This window comes from Variovorax sp. GW821-FHT09D04 (genome assembly GCF_059416405.1).
This window is the reverse complement of sequence record NZ_JBWKPA010000008.1, coordinates 160156-177856: the sequence shown is the minus strand read 5'-3', so window position 1 is coordinate 177856 and position 17701 is coordinate 160156. Positions and strand designations below refer to the sequence as shown.

Annotated in this window: 14 protein-coding genes; 2 read left to right on the top strand and 12 right to left on the bottom strand. The window is 69.2% G+C overall.

The genetic code is table 11. The features are described from left to right. Nucleotides 1–105 precede the first annotated feature (105 nt). The 6 genes from AC07O4_RS23365 to AC07O4_RS23340 all read right to left on the bottom strand — a co-directional run bounded on the left by AC07O4_RS23365 (nt 106) and on the right by AC07O4_RS23340 (nt 8288). Entirely contained in the window at nt 106–3018 is a 2913-nt protein-coding gene (locus AC07O4_RS23365) for a ribonucleoside-diphosphate reductase subunit alpha (RefSeq protein WP_495305799.1), read from the bottom strand. 349 nt (nt 3019–3367) lie between these two features. Next, nucleotides 3368–3985, bottom strand: a complete 618-nt coding sequence (gene ampD / locus AC07O4_RS23360; protein WP_495305798.1) for a 1,6-anhydro-N-acetylmuramyl-L-alanine amidase AmpD — start codon at nt 3983–3985, stop codon at nt 3368–3370. Then, a complete protein-coding gene (locus AC07O4_RS23355; protein ID WP_495305797.1) occupies nt 3972–5522 on the bottom strand; it encodes a sigma-54-dependent transcriptional regulator in 1551 nt (516 codons plus the stop codon). Before AC07O4_RS23355 ends, ampD begins: the two co-directional genes overlap by 14 nt. Before the next feature lie 5 nt (nt 5523–5527). Then, a complete protein-coding gene (locus AC07O4_RS23350) occupies nt 5528–7225 on the bottom strand; it encodes a two-component system sensor histidine kinase NtrB (RefSeq protein ID WP_495305796.1) in 1698 nt (565 codons plus the stop codon). Beyond that, nucleotides 7222–7479 (bottom strand): PP0621 family protein, encoded by a 258-nt coding sequence (locus AC07O4_RS23345; protein ID WP_495305795.1) that lies wholly within the window; start codon nt 7477–7479, stop codon nt 7222–7224. Before AC07O4_RS23345 ends, AC07O4_RS23350 begins: the two co-directional genes overlap by 4 nt. Then, on the bottom strand, nt 7476–8288 hold the full coding sequence (locus AC07O4_RS23340) for a cytochrome C assembly family protein (RefSeq protein WP_056575582.1): 813 nt from the start codon (nt 8286–8288) through the stop codon (nt 7476–7478). The genes AC07O4_RS23345 and AC07O4_RS23340 overlap by 4 nt, the downstream gene beginning before the upstream one ends. Nucleotides 8289–8449: 161 nt before the next feature. Here AC07O4_RS23340 and ffh point away from each other — a divergent pair, with 161 nt between their 5' ends. Together ffh and AC07O4_RS23330 are read left to right on the top strand one after the other, a co-directional pair. After that, on the top strand, nt 8450–9844 hold the full coding sequence (gene ffh / locus AC07O4_RS23335) for a signal recognition particle protein (RefSeq protein ID WP_095743629.1): 1395 nt from the start codon (nt 8450–8452) through the stop codon (nt 9842–9844). A 48-nt stretch (nt 9845–9892) separates the two neighbouring features. Continuing rightward, entirely contained in the window at nt 9893–10228 is a 336-nt protein-coding gene (locus AC07O4_RS23330; RefSeq protein ID WP_495305794.1) for an ankyrin repeat domain-containing protein, read from the top strand. A 102-nt stretch (nt 10229–10330) separates the two neighbouring features. On the opposite strand, the gene mdoH is transcribed toward AC07O4_RS23330, so the two are convergent. From mdoH to miaB, 6 genes are all read right to left on the bottom strand, one after another. Continuing rightward, nucleotides 10331–12349, bottom strand: coding sequence for a glucans biosynthesis glucosyltransferase MdoH (gene mdoH, locus AC07O4_RS23325; protein ID WP_159278539.1), 2019 nt, complete (start codon nt 12347–12349; stop codon nt 10331–10333). 8 nt (nt 12350–12357) lie between these two features. Further along, entirely contained in the window at nt 12358–12558 is a 201-nt protein-coding gene (locus tag AC07O4_RS23320) for a hypothetical protein (RefSeq protein ID WP_082818265.1), read from the bottom strand. 193 nt (nt 12559–12751) lie between these two features. Beyond that, nucleotides 12752–14140: a sigma 54-interacting transcriptional regulator gene (locus AC07O4_RS23315; RefSeq protein ID WP_070060101.1), complete on the bottom strand. Its 1389-nt coding sequence runs from the start codon at nt 14138–14140 to the stop codon at nt 12752–12754. Further along, entirely contained in the window at nt 14137–14787 is a 651-nt protein-coding gene (locus AC07O4_RS23310; protein ID WP_095743631.1) for a hypothetical protein, read from the bottom strand. The genes AC07O4_RS23315 and AC07O4_RS23310 overlap by 4 nt, the downstream gene beginning before the upstream one ends. 43 nt (nt 14788–14830) lie before the next feature. Further along, nucleotides 14831–16258 (bottom strand): sensor histidine kinase, encoded by a 1428-nt coding sequence (locus AC07O4_RS23305; RefSeq protein ID WP_062477875.1) that lies wholly within the window; start codon nt 16256–16258, stop codon nt 14831–14833. Continuing rightward, the gene (gene miaB / locus AC07O4_RS23300; protein WP_070060098.1) at nt 16258–17619 is read right to left on the bottom strand and encodes a tRNA (N6-isopentenyl adenosine(37)-C2)-methylthiotransferase MiaB; all 1362 of its coding nucleotides are present in this window, start codon (nt 17617–17619) and stop codon (nt 16258–16260) included. The genes AC07O4_RS23305 and miaB overlap by 1 nt, the downstream gene beginning before the upstream one ends. Nucleotides 17620–17701 lie beyond the last annotated feature (82 nt).

Here is a 17701-nt window from a genome sequence, read left to right as displayed (position 1 = left end):
ACGTCAGTCAATGCCTTGATTGATTGAACGTCGCGCGCTTTTCACTTGTGCGAGCACCTCGCTGATCGATCGAAGCGTCTTGTGTGTTGACGCTTCACTTGCACATCACTGGCAGGCTTCGCAGGTCGGATCGTCGACACCGCAGAACGCGATGTCGGTGGCGGGCATCGCGCTCATCTGTGCCTTCGCTGCAGCAGCGGCGGCTTCGAGTGCGCTCATGCCCGAGGGTGCGTCGTTGCCCGACGACACCGCGTTGAGACGGCCCGATTGCACCGTCGACTTTTCAGCGTGCGTCGCGCTCTGCGTGCGCAGGTAGTAGGTGGTCTTCAGGCCGCGCAGCCAGGCGAGCTTGTAGGTGTCGTCGAGCTTCTTGCCCGAGGCGCCGGCCATGTAGATGTTCAGCGACTGCGCCTGGTCGATCCACTTCTGGCGACGCGCGGCGGCTTCCACCAGCCACGTGGTTTCGACTTCGAACGCGGTGGCGTACAGCGCCTTCACGTCCTGCGGCACGCGGTCGATGGGACGCAGCGAACCGTCGAAGTGCTTCAGGTCCATGACCATCACGTCGTCCCACAGGCCCAGGCGCTTCAGGTCGCGCACCAGGTAGTGGTTGATCACGGTGAACTCGCCCGACAGGTTCGACTTGACCGACAGGTTGCCGAAGCAGGGTTCGATCGAGGCGTCCACGCCGATGATGTTCGAGATGGTCGCCGTGGGGGCGATGGCCACGCAGTTCGAATTGCGCATGCCGTCGGCCTTGATCTTGGCGCGCAGCGAATCCCAGTCGAGGGTGGCCGAGCGGTCCACTTCGACGTAGCCGCCGCGGGCCTTCTCGAGCAGGTCGAGCGAGTCGATCGGCAGGATGCCCTTGTCCCACAGCGAGCCCTTGTAGCTGGAGTACTTGCCGCGTTCCTTGGCCAGCTCGGTCGAGGCCCAGTAGGCGTGGTAGCAGATGGCTTCCATCGACTCGTCGGCGAACTGCACGGCTTCCTGCGAGGCGTAGGGAATGCGCAGTTCGTACAGTGCGTCCTGGAAGCCCATCAGGCCCAGGCCGACCGGGCGGTGGCGCAGGTTCGAGTCGCGCGCCTTCTTCACGGCGTAGTAGTTGATGTCGATCACGTTGTCGAGCATGCGCATCGCAGTCGAGATGGTGCGCTTGAGCTTTTCCTGGTCGACCTTGCCGTCCTTCAGGTGCTGCAGCAGGTTCACGGAACCCAGGTTGCACACGGCGGTTTCGGTGTCGCTGGTGTTCAGCGTGATCTCGGTGCACAGGTTCGACGAGTGCACCACGCCGGCGTGCTGCTGCGGCGAGCGCACGTTGCAGGCGTCCTTGAACGTGATCCAGGGGTGGCCGGTCTCGAACAGCATCGTGAGCATCTTGCGCCACAGGTCCGAGGCCTGGAGGGTGCGCGCGGGCTTGATCTCGCCGCGGGCGGCCTTTTCTTCGTAGGCGACGTAGGCCTTCTCGAAGTCGGCGCCGAACAGGTCGTGCAGGTCAGGCACGTTGGAGGGCGAGAACAGCGTCCAGGTGCCCTTTTCCATCACGCGGCGCATGAAGAGGTCGGGGATCCAGTTGGCCGTGTTCATGTCGTGCGTGCGGCGGCGGTCGTCGCCGGTGTTCTTGCGCAGCTCCAGGAACTCCTCGATGTCGAGGTGCCAGGTTTCCAGGTACGTGCAGACGGCGCCCTTGCGCTTGCCGCCCTGGTTCACCGCCACGGCCGTGTCGTTCACCACCTTCAGGAACGGCACCACGCCCTGCGATTCGCCGTTGGTGCCCTTGATGTGGCTGCCCAGTGCGCGCACGCGGGTCCAGTCGTTGCCCAGGCCGCCGGCGAACTTCGACAGCAGCGCGTTTTCCTTGATCGACTCGTAGATGCCGTCCAGGTCGTCGGGCACGGTGGTCAGGTAGCAGCTCGAGAGTTGCGAGCGCAGCGTGCCGGCGTTGAACAGGGTGGGCGTGCTCGACATGAAGTCGAACGAAGACAGCACTTCGTAGAACTCGATGGCGCGGGCTTCGCGGTCGATTTCGTTCAGCGACAGGCCCATGGCCACGCGCATGAAGAACGCCTGCGGCAGCTCGATGCGGGTCTTGCGCACGTGCAGGAAGTAGCGGTCGTACAGGGTCTGCAGGCCCAGGTAGTCGAACTGGTTGTCGCGCTCGGCCTTCAGGGCGGCGCCCAGGCGGGGCAGGTCGTACTGCAGCAGCTTCTCGTCGAGCAGCTCGTTCTCGACGCCCTTCTTGATGAACTGCGGGAAGTAGTCGGCGTAGGCGGTGGCGCGCTCGATCGGCATCACTTCGCGGCCGATGATTTCCTTGAAGATCGTGTGCAGCAGCAGGCGCGCGGTGGCGAAGGTGTAGTCGGGGTCCTTCTCGATCAGCGTGCGGGCGGCCAGGATGGAGGCCTTGTAGACCTCGTCCAGTGGCACGCCGTCGTACAGGTTGCGCATCGTCTCGGCGACGATGGGGGCGGCGGTGATGCTGTCGCCCAGGCCCTGGCAGGCCGATTCGATCAGGCCCTTGAGCTCGTTCAGGTCCAGCGCCACGCGCTCGCCGTTGTCGAGCACGTGCAGCGCCGGTGCGGCGGGCACGTCCTGCTCGCCCTGCTTCGAACGTTCCTGGGTGCGGCGTTCGCGGTACAGCACGTAGGCGCGCGCGATTTCATGGTGGCCGCCGCGCATCAGGCCGAGCTCGACCTGGTCCTGCACGTCTTCGATGTGGAAGGTGCCGCCGCCCGGACGCGAGCGCACCATGGCGCGGATCACGCCTTGCGTCAGCGTGTCGACGGTCTCGCGCACGCTGGCGGAAGCCGCGCCCTGGGTGCCGTGCACCGCCAGGAAGGCCTTCATCATCGCGATGGCGATCTTGTTCGGTTCGAAGGGAACGACGGCGCCGTTGCGACGAATGATCTGGTAGTGCGCAAGGTTCTGACCGGTGGGCGAGCCCGCAGTGTCTTGTTGCTGCTGCGGCGTCGCGGGGACGGCGCGGGGGGTCGACGGGGTGTTCAGTGCAGTTTGCATTCGCTTCCTCTCGGTTGTGCAATTCTTGTTGGTTGGCAAGGCCTCGCGGGCCTTGCGTCGGCGTTGTTGCCGAACGGGAAGACACTATATCTAGGGTGTCTGTGCCCTACAAGCCACTACAGGTAGTGTTTTCCTATGGACGCAACCCTTACAGGATTTGCGCCGCACTCAGCGCATCGCCAGCGATGCCGCGTGAATACTGGCCCATGGTGGCGCAACCCGCACGGGGCGCGGCTTGCGAGGCGATTTGGGCCTGCAGCCCGCATGGTTGCTACGTCGCGTGCCTGCGCTTGCGAGATTGCTGCGCTGCGAGAGCGGCGCATCGCGGGCCACGGAGCGATTGAAAAAATTAGCGCGCGACCACCTGCTCGGGAAACATCTGTGGATTCCAGCCGAGCTGTTCGCGCAGCAGGCGCCAGTCGAAACCGGCGCCGGGGTCCTGCTTGCGGCCGGGCGCGATGTGCTCGTGGCCGGCGATGTGGGTGATGGCGTAGTGCTGCGCGAGCGCGGCGCACAGGCTGGCCAGCGTCTCGTACTGCGCCTCTTCGAAGCGCTCGCCCTCGAGGCCTTCGAGCTCGATGCCGACGGAGTCATCGTTGCAGTTGCCGCGTCCGCGCCACGACGACACGCCGGCGTGCCAGGCGCGGTCGTCGCAGCTCACGAACTGCCAGAGCTCGCCGTTGCGCCGCACAAAGAAATGCGAGGACACCTCGAGCCCGCGGATCGACTGGAAGTACGGGTGCGCGTCCCAGTCGAGCCGGTTGGTGAAGAGCTGCTGCACGGCGTCGCCGCCGTACTCGCCCGGCGGCAGGCTGATCGAGTGCAGCACGATCAGGTCGGTCTGCGCGCCGACGGGGCGCGGGCCGAAGTTGGGCGAGGGCAGGGCCTTGGCGAAGCGGTACCAGCCGGCGCGCCAAAGTCTGTCGTCGCCGGCCGGTGTCGTGGCGAGGTCGTCAGTCGTCGGCATGCGCGGTGGCACCGTCGTCGCCGTTGGGCGTGGAGATGCCCAGGCGCGCGATGCGGTAGCGGATCTGGCGCAGGCTCATGCCCAGCCGCGCGGCGGCGGCCGTGCGGTTGAAGCCGCTCTCGTGCAGCGCGCGCACGAGGATCTCGCGCTCCTGCTGGTCGAGCCAGGCTTGCAGGTCGGAGGGCAGCGGCGGCGGCGCGGGCTTGGGCTCGACGGCGGGCGCGGGGACGGGAGCCACCGCAACGGCGGCTGGCGCTTCAGCGGATTCGCCGCGCGGCGCGGCCGGCATCGGCGTCATCGCGCCCATCAGGTCGATGTGCAGCTCGTCGCCGTCGTTCAGCGCCACGGCGCGGTGCAGCAGGTTCTCGAGCTCGCGCACGTTGCCGTCCAGCGGGTGCTGGGCCAGGCGCTGCAGCAGCGCGTCGGACAGGCGCGGCACGGGCAGGCCGCCGTCCTGCGCGATGCGCGCGAGCAGCGCAGTGCACAGCGCTGGCAGGTCTTCGCGGCGCTCGCGCAGCGCGGGCACGGCGATCTCGATCACGTTGAGGCGGTAGAACAGGTCCTGCCGGAAGCGGCCGGCCAGCACCTCGGCGTGCAAATCTTTATGGGTGGCGCTCACGATGCGCACGTCGACCGCGTCTTCCTGCGTCGAGCCGATGGCGCGCACGCTGCGTTCCTGGATGGCGCGCAGCAGCTTCGACTGCATGGCCAGCGGCAGGTCGCCGATCTCGTCGAGGAACAGCGTGCCGTCGCGCGCGGCCTGGAAGTAGCCGTCGCGGTCTTGCGAGGAGCCGGTGTACGAGCCCTTCTTGGCGCCGAAGAACTCGGCCTCGAGCAGGTTCTCGGGAATCGCGCCGCAGTTCACCGCGACGAAGGGGCCTTCGCTGCGCTGGCTGCAGCCGTGCACGGCGCGCGCGACCAGCTCCTTGCCGGTGCCCGACTCGCCGCGCACCAGCACCGGCGCCATGCCGCGCGCCACCTTGGCGATGCGCGACTTCACGAGGCGCATCGGGTCGGAGTCGCCGACCAGCCGGTCGAGCGCGGTGGCGCCGCTGCGCGTCACGGCCAGTGCGTCGGGGCGTTCGCCGCCCTGGCCGGCGGCCTGCGGCGGCGCCTTCTGCGGCACGACCACCGCGGCGCGGTTGGCCTGCACCGCCGACGCCACCACGGCGCGGAACTGCTTCAGGTCGACCGGCTTCGTGAGGTAGTCGAAGGCGCCGGCCTTCAGCGCTTCGACCGCGTTCTCGGCGGAGCCGTAGGCGGTCATGACCACGCAGCGCTCGCTGCGCTGGTCTTTCTGGATGCGGTGGATGATCTCCATGCCTTCGCCGTCGGGCAGCCGCATGTCGGTGATCACGGCGTCGAAGCGGCCGGCTTCCAGGTGCTGCCAGGCTTCGGACACGCTGCCCGCGGCTTCCACCCGGTAGCCTTCGCGCAGCAGCGTGAGTTCGTAGAGCGTGCGCAGGTCGGGCTCGTCGTCGATGACGAGGATCTGCGCGGGGCGCGGGGCGGCGGCGGAAGACGGGAGGGAGCTCACGGCCGCTATTGTGTCAGCCGGTTTTCGCTCGGTGCGAAGCTGACGAAGAATTCATTGCCCTCGGGCCCGCCCGGCACCAGCGCGCGCCGTTCGTAGCCGATGGTGGCGCCGTGGCGCCGGCACAGCTCGCGGCACAGGAACAGGCCCAGGCCGCTGGAGCGGCTCTCGGACGAGAAGAAGGGTTCGAACAGGTGGCGCTGCACCGCCGGTTCCAGCGGCGCGCCGTCGCTCCACACCAGCAACGCGGCGCGCTGCACGCCGGCCCGCTGCAAGGTGGTGATGACCTGGATCGCGCCCTCGCGCTGGCTCGCGTAGCGCGCCGCGTTGTCCAGCAGGTTCACCAGCAGGCGGCGCAGGTGCTCGGCCTCGAAGCGCACTTCGCTGCCCGGCGCGTCGAGCGCGACGCGCACGCCCTTGCGCTGGGTCTGGCGTATCCATTCCTCGGCCAGGATCTGCGCGGCCGGGTCGAGCACCAGCTGTTCACCCAGCGACAGCACGCGCTGTTGGCGCGCGCGCGAGACGTCGAGCACGTCGTCCACGATGCGCGCCAGGCGCTGCGCGTTGTGCTGCACCATGTCGGTCAGCTTGCGGTGCGCGGGGTCGGTCAGGTCTTCGCTGAGCAGCGCGCTGGCCTGCGCGATGGCGGCCAGCGGGTTGCGGATTTCATGCGCCACCGCGGCCGACATGCGACCCATCGCGGCGAGCTTTTCGGTGCGGATGCGGGCTTCGAGCTCGCGCAGGTCCTGCAGGAACATCACGCACAGGCTGTCGGCGCGGCGGTCGTCGGTGGGCGTGAGCCGGGTGCGCACGCGCACCTCGCGCGCCGCGCCGCGGGCCTGCGCCACCGGGATTTCTTCGGTCTGCGGCGCGCGCCGTGCGAAGGTCTGGCGCGCCAGCGCGGCCAGCGCATGCCAGGCCGGCTGGGTGTGCAGCGGGAACGGCATTGGCAACTGCGCCAGGCCCTGGCCGAGGATCGCGTCGGCCGCCGGGTTGGCGGTGTGCACCAGGCCCTCGGCGTCGATCACCAGCACGCCTTCGGTGAGCGTTTCGATCACCAGGTCGTTGACCTGTGCCTGCATCTGCGCGTGGCTGCGGCTGCGCTGCGCCACCGCTTCCTCGCGCGCCAGCCGGCGCGCGAGTTCGTGCGCGAGCAGCGCCACCACGAACAGGCCGGTGCCGGTGAGGGCGGCCTGCACGAAGCGCGCCGAAGGATCGCCGGGTTGCTGCAGCCAGTGCCAGCCGGCGTCGGCCAGCAGCAGCAGCGTCACGGTGGCCGTGGTGCCCAGGCCCACGAGCAGTGTGCCGAGGACCGCGCTCATCAGCACGGGCAACGCGAACAGCGGCGTGTAGTTGACGCTGCCGCCCTGCAGCACCTGCAAGGCGCTGAAGATGCCCAGGTCGACCCCGATGGTCAGCAGCCAGAGGGTGGAGAAGCCGCGGATCGGCGGCTCGAAGTGCGCGTAGCGCATCTCCAGCCAGGCCAGCACGAGGTAGCCGCCCGACAGCACGATCGGCAGCGGTTGCACGGCCTGCCCGATGGCGAAGGCCACGCCCTGCAGCAGCACCAGCACAAGCGCCACGAAACAGCGCGCCGCCATGAAGCCGCGCCACAGCCGCAGCAGGGCCGTGCTGTCGCCGGCGCCCAGGTCGAGCACGTCCCAGTCGGTGGCCGGCTCGCCGCGCGACCGGCGCAATGAACTCATGCGGAGGTGCCGGCCTGGCGGTGCGCGGCGCTGCAGAACACCGCGCCGTCCGGCCCGGCGAGTGCGTCGGCCGCGGGCAGGTGCAGCCCGCAATGGGCGCAGCGCACCATCGCCTGCGGCGGGCCGACGGCCGGCGCGCGTTGCTGCGCTTTCTTGGCGCGTTCCTGCTGCGCGTCGCGCATCTCTTCGCGCCGGTTCTTGCGCCAGAGCCAGATCGCGACCCACACCACCGCGAGGACGAGCAGGTACTTCATGCGGGCAGGCGCGTCAGCACGACTTCGAGCACGAAGCGCGAGCCCACGTAGGCCAGCAGCAGCAGCGCCGCGCCCGCGTAGAGCACGCGCCGCGCGGTGCGCCCGCGCCAGCCGAAGCGCGCGCGGCCGGTCAGCAGGACCGCGAAGCTGAGCCAGGCGAGCACCGAGAAGATGGTCTTGTGGTCCCACTTCCAGGCGCGGCCGGCGGCGCCGTAGAGCTGCTCGCTGAACAGCAGGCCGGCCAGCAGCGTGGCCGACAGCAGCACGAAGCCCGCCGTGACGAAGCGGAAGGTGAGCCGTTCCAATGTGAGCAGCGGCACGCCGGCCTGCGCATCGGCGCTGGCGAGGCGGATCTGCTTTTCGGCCCGCGTGATCAGCCAGGCGTGCACCACGGCGGCGCCGAACAGGCCGTACGAGGCGATGCCCAGCGCCAGGTGCAGCGGCAGCCAGGGCGAGGCGCTGACATGCAGCGGCGTGCCCGGGAACAGCAGCGCCAGCAGCACGGCGGCCGCGCCCAGCCAGGCCAGCGCGCGGCGTGCCTTCAGTTGCGGATACAGGCGGCTTTCGACCGCGTAGACCGTGAGCACCAGCCACGCCGTGACCGACAGCGCCGGCGCAAAACCGAAGCGAGGGTCGCCGCCGATCAGCCCGTGGCCGAGCACCGCAGCGTGCAGCAGCCATGCGATGCCGAGCGCCCATTGGGTGGTCTGGCGGCTGAGCCGCGCACCGGCGGCAGCGGCAAAACCGTAGGCTGCCGCGGTGGCGATGCCCAGCGCCACGCCGAGTGGGGAGGGGATCGCTAAAATCATCGGTGGAGTGTATAGGCTCGTCCCCCGGCTTCGCGCACGTCGCGTCGCTTCGCCCACCCCCGCCGGGGGCACCCCCCGCGAGAGAGCGGGCCCACATACCGCTTCCAGGTTTTCACGACTTTCCATCGGTCCGCTGCCGCGGACAACAAGGTATTTCCTTCATGGCCACCGCCCTCACCGAAAAGTTCTCCCGCCTCGTCAAGACGATGAGCGGCCAGGCGCGCATCACCGAAAGCAACGTGCAGGACATGCTGCGCGAGGTGCGCATGGCGCTGCTGGAGGCGGACGTGGCGCTGCCCGTGGTGCGCGACTTCGTCGCCCGCGTGAAGGAGAAGGCGCTCGGCCAGGAAGTGCTGGGTTCGCTCAAGCCGGGCCAGGCGCTGGTGGGCATCGTCAACCGCGAACTCGCCGCCACCATGGGCGAGGGCGTGTCGGACATCAACCTCGCAGCCCAGCCGCCGGCGGTGATCCTCATGGCCGGCCTGCAGGGTGCCGGCAAGACCACCACCACCGCCAAGCTGGCCAAGCACCTGATCGAGAAGCGCAAGAAGAAGGTGCTCACCGTGTCGGGCGACGTGTACCGCCCGGCCGCCATCGAGCAGCTCAAGACCGTGACCAAGCAGGCCGGCGCCGAGTGGTTCCCGAGCACGCCCGACCAGAAGCCGCTGGACATCGCGCGCGCCGCGCTCGACCACGCCAGGCGCCACTACTTCGACGTGCTGCTGGTCGACACGGCCGGCCGCCTCGCGATCGACGAAGTGCTGATGACCGAGATCAAGCAGCTGCACGCCGAGCTCGATCCGGTCGAAACCCTATTCGTGGTCGATGCCATGCAGGGCCAGGACGCGATCAACACTGCCAAGGCCTTCAAGGAGGCGCTGCCCCTCACCGGCATCATCCTGACCAAGACCGACGGCGATTCGCGCGGCGGTGCGGCGCTGTCGGTGCGCCAGGTCACGGGCGTGCCAATCAAGTTCGCCGGTGTGAGCGAGAAGATCGACGGCCTCGAGGTGTTCGACGCCGAGCGCCATGCGGGCCGCATCCTGGGCATGGGCGACATCGTCGCGCTGGTCGAGCAGGTCACGGCCGGCGTCGACGTGGCGGCGGCGCAGAAGCTGGCCGCCAAGGTCAAGAGCGGCGCGGGCTTCGACCTGAACGACTTCCTCGGCCAGCTGCAGCAGATGAAGCAGATGGGCGGCCTCTCCAGCCTGATGGACAAGCTGCCCCAGCAGATGGCCGCCAAGGCCACCGAGGCCGACATGACGCGCGCCGAGCGCGACATCCGCCGCAAGGAAGGGATCATCCAGAGCATGACCCCGCTGGAGCGCCGCAAGCCCGAGCTGCTCAAGGCCACGCGCAAGCGCCGCATCGCGGCCGGTGCCGGCGTGCAGGTTCAGGAAGTGAACCGCCTGCTCAACGAGTTCGAGCAGATGCAGGGCATGATGAAGAAGATGAAGGGCGGCGGCCTGATGAAGATGATGAAGAAGATGGGCGGCATGAAGGGCATGGGCGGAATGCCCGGCATGGGCGGAGGCGGCGGCAAGCTGCCGTTCTGAGCCCGGCCGCTCGACGCATGCATATATAGAGAGGCGCGCAGCCCCGCGATGTCCGCAGGCGACTGGAAAGAGCTCTACCAGGGCGCGCTGACCGGCGACCTCGAGCTGGTGCGCTATCACATCGGTGCGGGCGTGAATCCGAACTACCAGCACCCCGAGATCCTGTGCACGCCGCTGGTGGCCAGTCTGGTCCAGGGGCACAGCGAGATCTCCGCCTACCTGCTGGACCACGGCGCCGATCCGAACCTGCTGTCTGAATTCGACGGGCTCACGCCGCTGCAGGCCGCCCGCAAGCACGGCCGCGAGGCGCTCGTCGCGGCGCTGGTGGCGCGCGGCGCCCGCGCACCCCGTCCGCCGTTCTGGCGCCGCTGGCTGCCCTTCTGACATATCGATGCGCATCGCGCACCGCCCAGCAAAAAGCCCGCCGAAGCGGGCTTTTTCTTTGGAGCGATCAGCCGCAGGGCGGTGATCGCATCGGTGATCGCATCAGGCCGTGGCCAGCGCCGCCGGGCGCGCCAAGCGCAGTGCATGCATCCAGGCGCGGCGCAACACGGCGGGCGAACGCGATTCCTCGGGAATCAGCAGGAAGCCGCGGTCGCGCAGCGTGGTGCCCAGCGCGATCTGGCTGGTCAGCACGGTCAGCGGAATCGCCAGCAGCAGCGGCAGGCCGACGGGCATGAGCCAGATCAGCGCGCTCGGGTCGATCATGGCGACGCCGACGGCCAGCATGGCGATCACCAGCGTCATGGGGGCCAGCTGCGAGGCAGCGACCTTCCACGGCACGGCGTTGGCTTCACGCGGGGGCGACTTCCAGTCGAGCTTGATGCCGGTGAGGGCGACGAGCACGAACAGCGAGTGGGCCAGCATGCGCACCGGAGCCTGCACGATGGCCAGACCGGCTTCGAGCACCGAGCTCTTCACCAGGCCCCACACGCCGCCGTACTGGCGTTGTTCGCCGCGCATCAGCACGGCGGCGATGCCCAGCACGCGCGGCAGGAACAGCAGGCACAGGGTCCAGACCCACAGGCCGGCCAGCTCGGCGGGCAGCACGTTCCAGCTCGACACGAGGCTCGAGCCGCTCAGCCACAGGGCGGTGCCCAGCGTCAGGAAGGCGAGCCACAGCGGGGCCGAGACATACGCCATGGTGCCGGTCACGAACATCGCGCGGTGCACCGGGTGGATGCCGGGCTCGGCCATCAGGCGGGCGTTCTGCAGGTTGCCCTGGCACCAGCGGCGGTCGCGTTGCAGCTCGGCCAGCAGGTCCGGCGGTTGCTGTTCGTAGCTGCCGACCAGGTCGGAAACGAGCCACACGTGGTAGCCGGCGCGGCGCATCAGCGCGGCTTCGACGAAGTCGTGCGACATGATGCCGCCCGACATGCCGCCGGTGCCCTTGATCGGGGCCAGCGCGCAGTGCTTCATGAAGGCTTCGACGCGGATGATCGCGTTGTGGCCCCAGTAGTGCGACTCGCCGAGCTGCCAGAACTGCATGCCCAGCGTGAACAGGCGACCCGTCACGCGCGAAGCGAACTGCTGGGCGCGGGCGTGCAGCGTGACGTGGCCGATGGCCTGCGTCGCGGTCTGGATGATGCCGGCGGTGGGGTTGGCTTCCATCAGCTTGACCATCGAGGCCAGGCAGTCGCCGCTCATCACGGAGTCGGCGTCGAGCACGACCATGTAGCGGTAGTCCTTGCCCCAGCGGCGGCAGAAGTCGGCCACGTTGCCGGCCTTGCGGTGCGTGCGGCGGGTGCGCAGGCGGTAGTACACCTCGACCTGCGGCTGGTTCGGGCTCTCGGCCAGCGCGGCGCGCAGGTCTTCCCAGGCGGCGCGCTCGGCGGCGGCGGTCTCGGGGTTGTAGCTGTCGGACAGCACGAACACGTCGAACTGCTTGGCGTGGCCCGTGGAGGCAACCGATTCGCAGGTGGCGCGCAGGCCGGCGAACACGGTGGCCACGTCCTCGTTGCAGATCGGCATGATGATCGCGGTGCGTGCCTCGGGGTTCATCGGGTGGTGGGCCACCTGTTTCGCCGAGAGGGCGTGCTTGTCACCGCGCACGGAAACGTAGAAGCCCATGAGCGCGGTCACGAAACCGGTCACGACCCAGCCCGAGAGCAGGCCGTACAGGCCGATCTGGCCGTATTCGAGCCAGACGTTGTCGTAGTCGGGTTGCACGCTGGCGAACAGCGACGACGCGATCACGGTGCTCAGCAGCGTGAGCAGCATGAAGGCGAGGCGGCGCTGGCCGGCGGCGCGTTCCCAGGCCTGCGGGGCCGGGGCGGCCTGCTTGGCGGCGGGGGCGCTGTCGGCATTGCGGCCGGCGCCCAGGCGCACGAGCAGCGCGGTGCCGATGCTGTTCCAGAAACCACGCCAGGGGCGCGGGGCCATGGAACCGCGGTTGACCGGCGGTGCGGTCACGGCGTTGGGGTGGCGTTCCTCGCGCAGCGCGCTGCGGCGTGCGAAATCGGATTCGGCGAGGACGTTGAGGTGGGAGAAGTCGTTCGGCTTCATCGGTTCATTCACCAACGTTGCTTGTCGAGGGGGGTGTCGCCAATGGCCGGAAGGCGCTTGAAGACGCAGTCCGTGGCGGCGCCGCCGACGCCGGAGAGCGCGGTCAGCGAATGGCCCGCGGCACGGGGCCGCGAGGAGGAAAACTGCTTTTGACGCAGGCCGTCGCGCTGCGGACGCAGTGCGAAAGATGGGCTGGTAAGTGCTGTCATGCCAGTACAGGGGCAAACCCTGTGCCAGCCTGGAAAAACGCTTTCAAATCAACGACTTGGCGCGACTCGGAACCGTTTTCCGTGGGGGAGGGGCCCGCCGGGCCCCCGAAACCCCCGTTTTTGTCGCCGAATCCCGACAAGCCGGGGAGGCCCTCGGGAAACAGCCTTTCAAATCAACGACTTAGGCCTGTCGCTACTCGGCGACAGGGTCACCACCGGGAGCGACAACGTCGGCCTTGAAGTTGCCTGGCGTGAGCTCGTGCTTCTGCAGCAGGCGGTAGAACTCGGTGCGGTTGCGGTCGGCCAGGCGGGCCGCGTCGGCCACGTTGCCGTCGGTCAGCTTGAGCAGGCCGACGAGGTAGTCGCGCTCGAAACGCTGCTTGGCCTCGGCGTAGGTGAGCACCTCCACGCTCGGCACGCGCAGCGCGCGCTGTACCAGCGCCAGCGGGATCAGCGGCGAGCCTGACAGCGCGCAGACCTGCTCCACCACGTTGTAGAGCTGGCGCACGTTGCCCGGCCACGCGGCGGTGGTCAGCGCCTTCAGCGCCTCGGGCGCGAAGCCCGACAGCCGCTTGCCGTACTTGGTCGACAGCTTCTGCAGGAAGTGGTTGGCCAACAGCGGAATGTCCTCGCGCCGCGCTGACAGCGGCGGCAGCGTGAGCGTCACCACGTTCAGGCGGTAATAAAGGTCTTCGCGGAACTGGCCGGCTTCCATCGCGGCGTCGAGGTCGCGGTGGGTGGCCGAGACGATGCGCACGTCGACCTCGATCGACTGGCTCGCGCCCAACGGGCGCACCGCGCGCTCCTGCAGCACGCGCAGCAGCTTGACCTGCAGCGCGGGCGGCATGTCCCCGATTTCGTCGAGCAGCAGCGTGCCGCCGTCGGCCTGCTGGAACAGGCCCTTGTGGTTCGCGTGGGCGTCGGTGAAGGCGCCCTTCATGTGGCCGAACAGCTCGGACTCGAGCAGCGCCTCGGGAATGGCGCCGCAGTTGACCGCCACGAAGGGCTTGTCTGCGCGCGCGCTGGCCTTGTGGATGGCGCGCGCCAGCAGCTCCTTGCCGGCGCCGGAGTCACCGCGCAGCAGCACGGAGGCGTCCGACTTGGCGACCATGCGCGCCTCGGCCAGCAGCTCGGCCATGCGATTGCTGCGGCTCACGATTTCCGAACGCCAGCTGTCGTCGCCGGTCTTGCTCGGCGTGGTGGTCGGGGCACCGAGCGCCAGCGCCTGCGCGATCTTCTCGAGCAGTTCGCGCGCGTCGTAGGGCTTGGTGAGGTAGGTGAACACGCCGCGCGCCGTGGCCTCAACCGCGTCGGGAATGGTGCCGTGCGCGGTCAGCAGGATCACCGGCAGCGTCGGGTGGCGCTTGCGGATCTCGTCGAACAGCTGCAGGCCGTCGCGCCCGGGCAGGCGCACGTCGCTGAGCACCAGCTGCGGGTGCTCGATCTCGAGCTGGGTGAGCGCGGTCTCGGCCGAGGTGACGGCCGTGACCTGGTAGCCCGCCGACACCAGCCGCATCGAGAGCAGCCGCAGCATGTCCGGGTCGTCGTCGACCACGAGGAGGCGGGCACCAGCTGTACTCATGGGTTGGATCTGCTTCCGTTGGAGGGCGTGGGTGCCGGCGTGTTCGGCCGGGCGAAGCTGCGCTCGATGGCGCGCAGCGCCTCGATGCGCTCGTTGAGCTGGTCGATGCGGCGCTGGCTGTCGCGCAGCTGCTGCACCTGCTTGTCGCGGTCGTCCTCGACGCGGCGCTGCTCGACATAGCGCGCCGCCAGCGCCCGCGCGAGCGGATGCAGCGGTTGCGCCTCGGGCGCCGGGTTGGCGATCACGCGCTGCAGTAGGCCCAGCGCACGCGCCAGGTCGGCCGGCACGCGGGTCTGTGCGAGCAGGATCGCTAGCTGCATCTGCGCCGCGGGCGTCTCGCCCTGTTCGCCGACGCGGGCGATTTCCGCGCTCAGGTCGGCGCCGCCCAGCGGGCGCACCTTGTCGGCGTAGGCCAGCATGGTTGCGACGGGGCCTTGGGTGAGCTGCGTGAAGAGCGAGGCCGGCTGCGTGGCCGGCGCGCGGGGCTCAGCCTCGACCGGCACGACGCGCGGCGCGGCCACGGGCGGCGGCAGCGCGTCGGCTTCGGCCGGCGGCTTGGGCTGGGAGGCGCAGGCCGCCAGCAGCAGGGCACATGGCACGGCCATGGCCCCGGCGAAGGTGGATCTGCGGACGAACGAAAGGAACATGGGTCGAAAAAGGCGCGGGGCGGTGTGGGTGGGGTGTCCGGGGTCAGGTCGTGCGCGGCAGTTCGATGCGAAAGCGTGCACCGGGGCCGTCCGGCAGCAGGGCGATGCGGCCCCCATGGGCTGCAATGTACTCCTGCACGATGGAAAGTCCGATGCCGGTGCCTTTCACCGTGTGCTCTGGCTGGCGCTCGCCGCGGAAGAAGGGTTCGAAGATGCGGTCGCGGTCGCCCACGGCAATGCCGGGGCCGGCGTCGCACACGTCGATGTGCACCGCCTCGGGCGTGCCCGACACGGCCAGCGTGATCACGCCGCCCGCGGCCGAGAACCGGATCGCGTTCGACAGCAGGTTGGCGATGGCGGTGCCGAGCTTGGTGCGGTCGACCGTGAGGGCGATCGGCTCGCCCTCGGCGCGCACGCGCAGGCCGTGCGCCTGCCACTGCAGGCGCTGGGCCTCGATCTGCTCCTCGATCAGCGGCAGCAGCTCGGTGCGCTCGCGGCGCAGCTCGCGCGCCTCGAAGGCGGCGGCGTTGAAGCGCAGCAGCGCCTCGATCTGGTTCTGCAGCGACACGGTGTTCTGCTGCAGGATCTGCGCGACCTCGAGCTGGGCCGGGTTCAGCGGGCCGGTCACGCCGTCCTCGAGCAGCGACACGCCTTCGCGCAGCGCCGCCAGCGGCGTCTTCAGCTCGTGCGACACGTGGCGCAGAAAGCGCGCCTTGTCGGCGTCGAGTTCGGTCAGGCGCAAGCGCAGCCATTCGAGCTGCTGCGACACGCGCCGCACGTCGGCCGGGCCGCGGATGTCGATGGGTTCGTCGAGCCGGTTCTGGCCCAGGCCGACGATGGCGTTCTCGAGCCGCTTGAAGGGGCGCGCCAGCCAGATGCCGAAGGCCAGCGCCAGCGATACGGCCAGCACGCTGGCGGCGACCACTTCGCGCATCAGCCGGCGGCGCGCGTTCTCGATGCGCTTGGCCAGCGCGTCGTTCTGCGTTTCGATCAGGAACTGCGCCTGCTGGGCGATGTTGGTGTTCAGGGCGTCGAGTTCGCGGAACTGCATCGCCATCGTGCTCTCGCGCGCCAGGGCGCTGTCAGGGCTGCCGCCGAGCAGCCCTTCGATCACGCCGAGCTGGCTGCGCCACATGTCGATGCCGGCGGCCGGCAGGCCGTTGCGCTCCAGGCGCTCCAGCACCTGGTGGGCTTCGCGCGCCGCCTCGTCGAAGCGGCGGCGCAGCACGGCGTCGTTGAGCACCAGCGACTGGCGTCCCGCGCGTTCCATGGCCGCGCTGCGCTCGGCCAGCGACTGCGAGGCGCCCGACAGGCGCAGCGCGCGCGCGGCGGCGTCGCGGCTTTGCGTGACAAGCGCGTCGTACTGCAGCACCGAGCGCAGCGCCACGCCCACCAGCAGCGCGGTGATCAGCAGGAAGGCGAACAGCAGGAGCTGCTGGAACGAGCCCCGGACGGACGGACGTTTCGCCATCAGTGGGCGAGCGCCGTGCCGGCAGCAGCCAGGGCCGATTCGCGCGTGACCACCTCGCCGCGCAGCGTGTAGGCCAGCGAGCGGGTGATGCGCAGGTCGGCCATCTGGCCCACGAGGCGGGCGTCGCCTTCGAAGTTGACGACGCGGTTGCAGGCGGTGCGGCCCATGAGTTCGTTCGCGTCCTTGCGCGACGCGCCCTCGACCAGCACGCGCTGCGTGCTGCCCACCAGCGCATCGCCGAAGCGGCGCACGTTGCCGTCGATCACGCGCTGCAGCGTCTGCAGGCGCGCCAGCTTCACCTCGTGCGGCGTGTCGTCCTGCAGCGCGGCGGCGGGCGTGCCGGGGCGCGGGCTGAAGATGAAGCTGAAGCTGTTGTCGAACTGGCAGTCGTCGATGAGCTTCATCATCTTGTCGAAGTCGGCATCGGTCTCGCCGGGGAAGCCGACGATGAAGTCGCTGGAAAGCGCGAGCTCGGGGCGGATGGCGCGCAGCTTGCGCACCGTGCTCTTGTATTCCATGGCCGTGTAGCCGCGCTTCATGGCCATGAGGATGCGATCGCTGCCGTGCTGCACCGGCAGGTGCAAATGCGAGACGAGCTGCGGCACCTTGGCGTAGGCCTCGATGAGCCGGGGCGTGAACTCGTTCGGGTGGCTGGTGGTGTAGCGGATGCGCTCGATGCCGGGGATCTCGGCGACGTACTCGATGAGCAGCGCAAAGTCGGCGATCTCGGCCGTGTCGCCCATCTTGCCGCGGTAGGCGTTCACGTTCTGGCCCAGCAGCGTGATCTCGCGCACGCCCTGGTCGGCCAGGCCGGCAATTTCGACCAGCACGTCGTCGAGCGGGCGGTTCACTTCCTCGCCGCGGGTGTAGGGCACCACGCAGTAGCTGCAGTACTTGGAGCAGCCTTCCATGATCGACACGAAGGCCGTGGCGCCTTCGACGCGCGCGGGCGGCAGGTGGTCGAACTTCTCGATCTCGGGGAAGCTGATGTCCACCTGCGGGCGGTCCAGGCGCTCGCGGTCGTTCAGCATCTCGGGCAGGCGGTGCAGCGTCTGCGGGCCGAACACGATGTCGACGTAGGGTGCGCGCGCGATGATGGCCTGGCCTTCCTGGCTCGCCACGCAGCCGCCCACGCCGATCTTCACGCCCTTGGCCTTCAGGTGCTTCACGCGGCCGAGGTCGGAGAACACCTTCTCCTGCGCCTTCTCGCGCACCGAGCAGGTGTTGAACAGGATGAGATCGGCCTCGTCCACGTTCTGCGTGGGCTCGTAGCCCTGGGCGGCGTGGAGCACGTCGGCCATCTTGTCCGAGTCGTACTCGTTCATCTGGCAGCCGAAGGTCTTGATGAATACTTTTTTCATGGGGAGCTCTCTGTGCCCTTCGAAAGGAGGAAGGGCTGCGAGGCGCGCGTGGCGCCCGCGGATTTTTGCTTGCTTGCGGCCC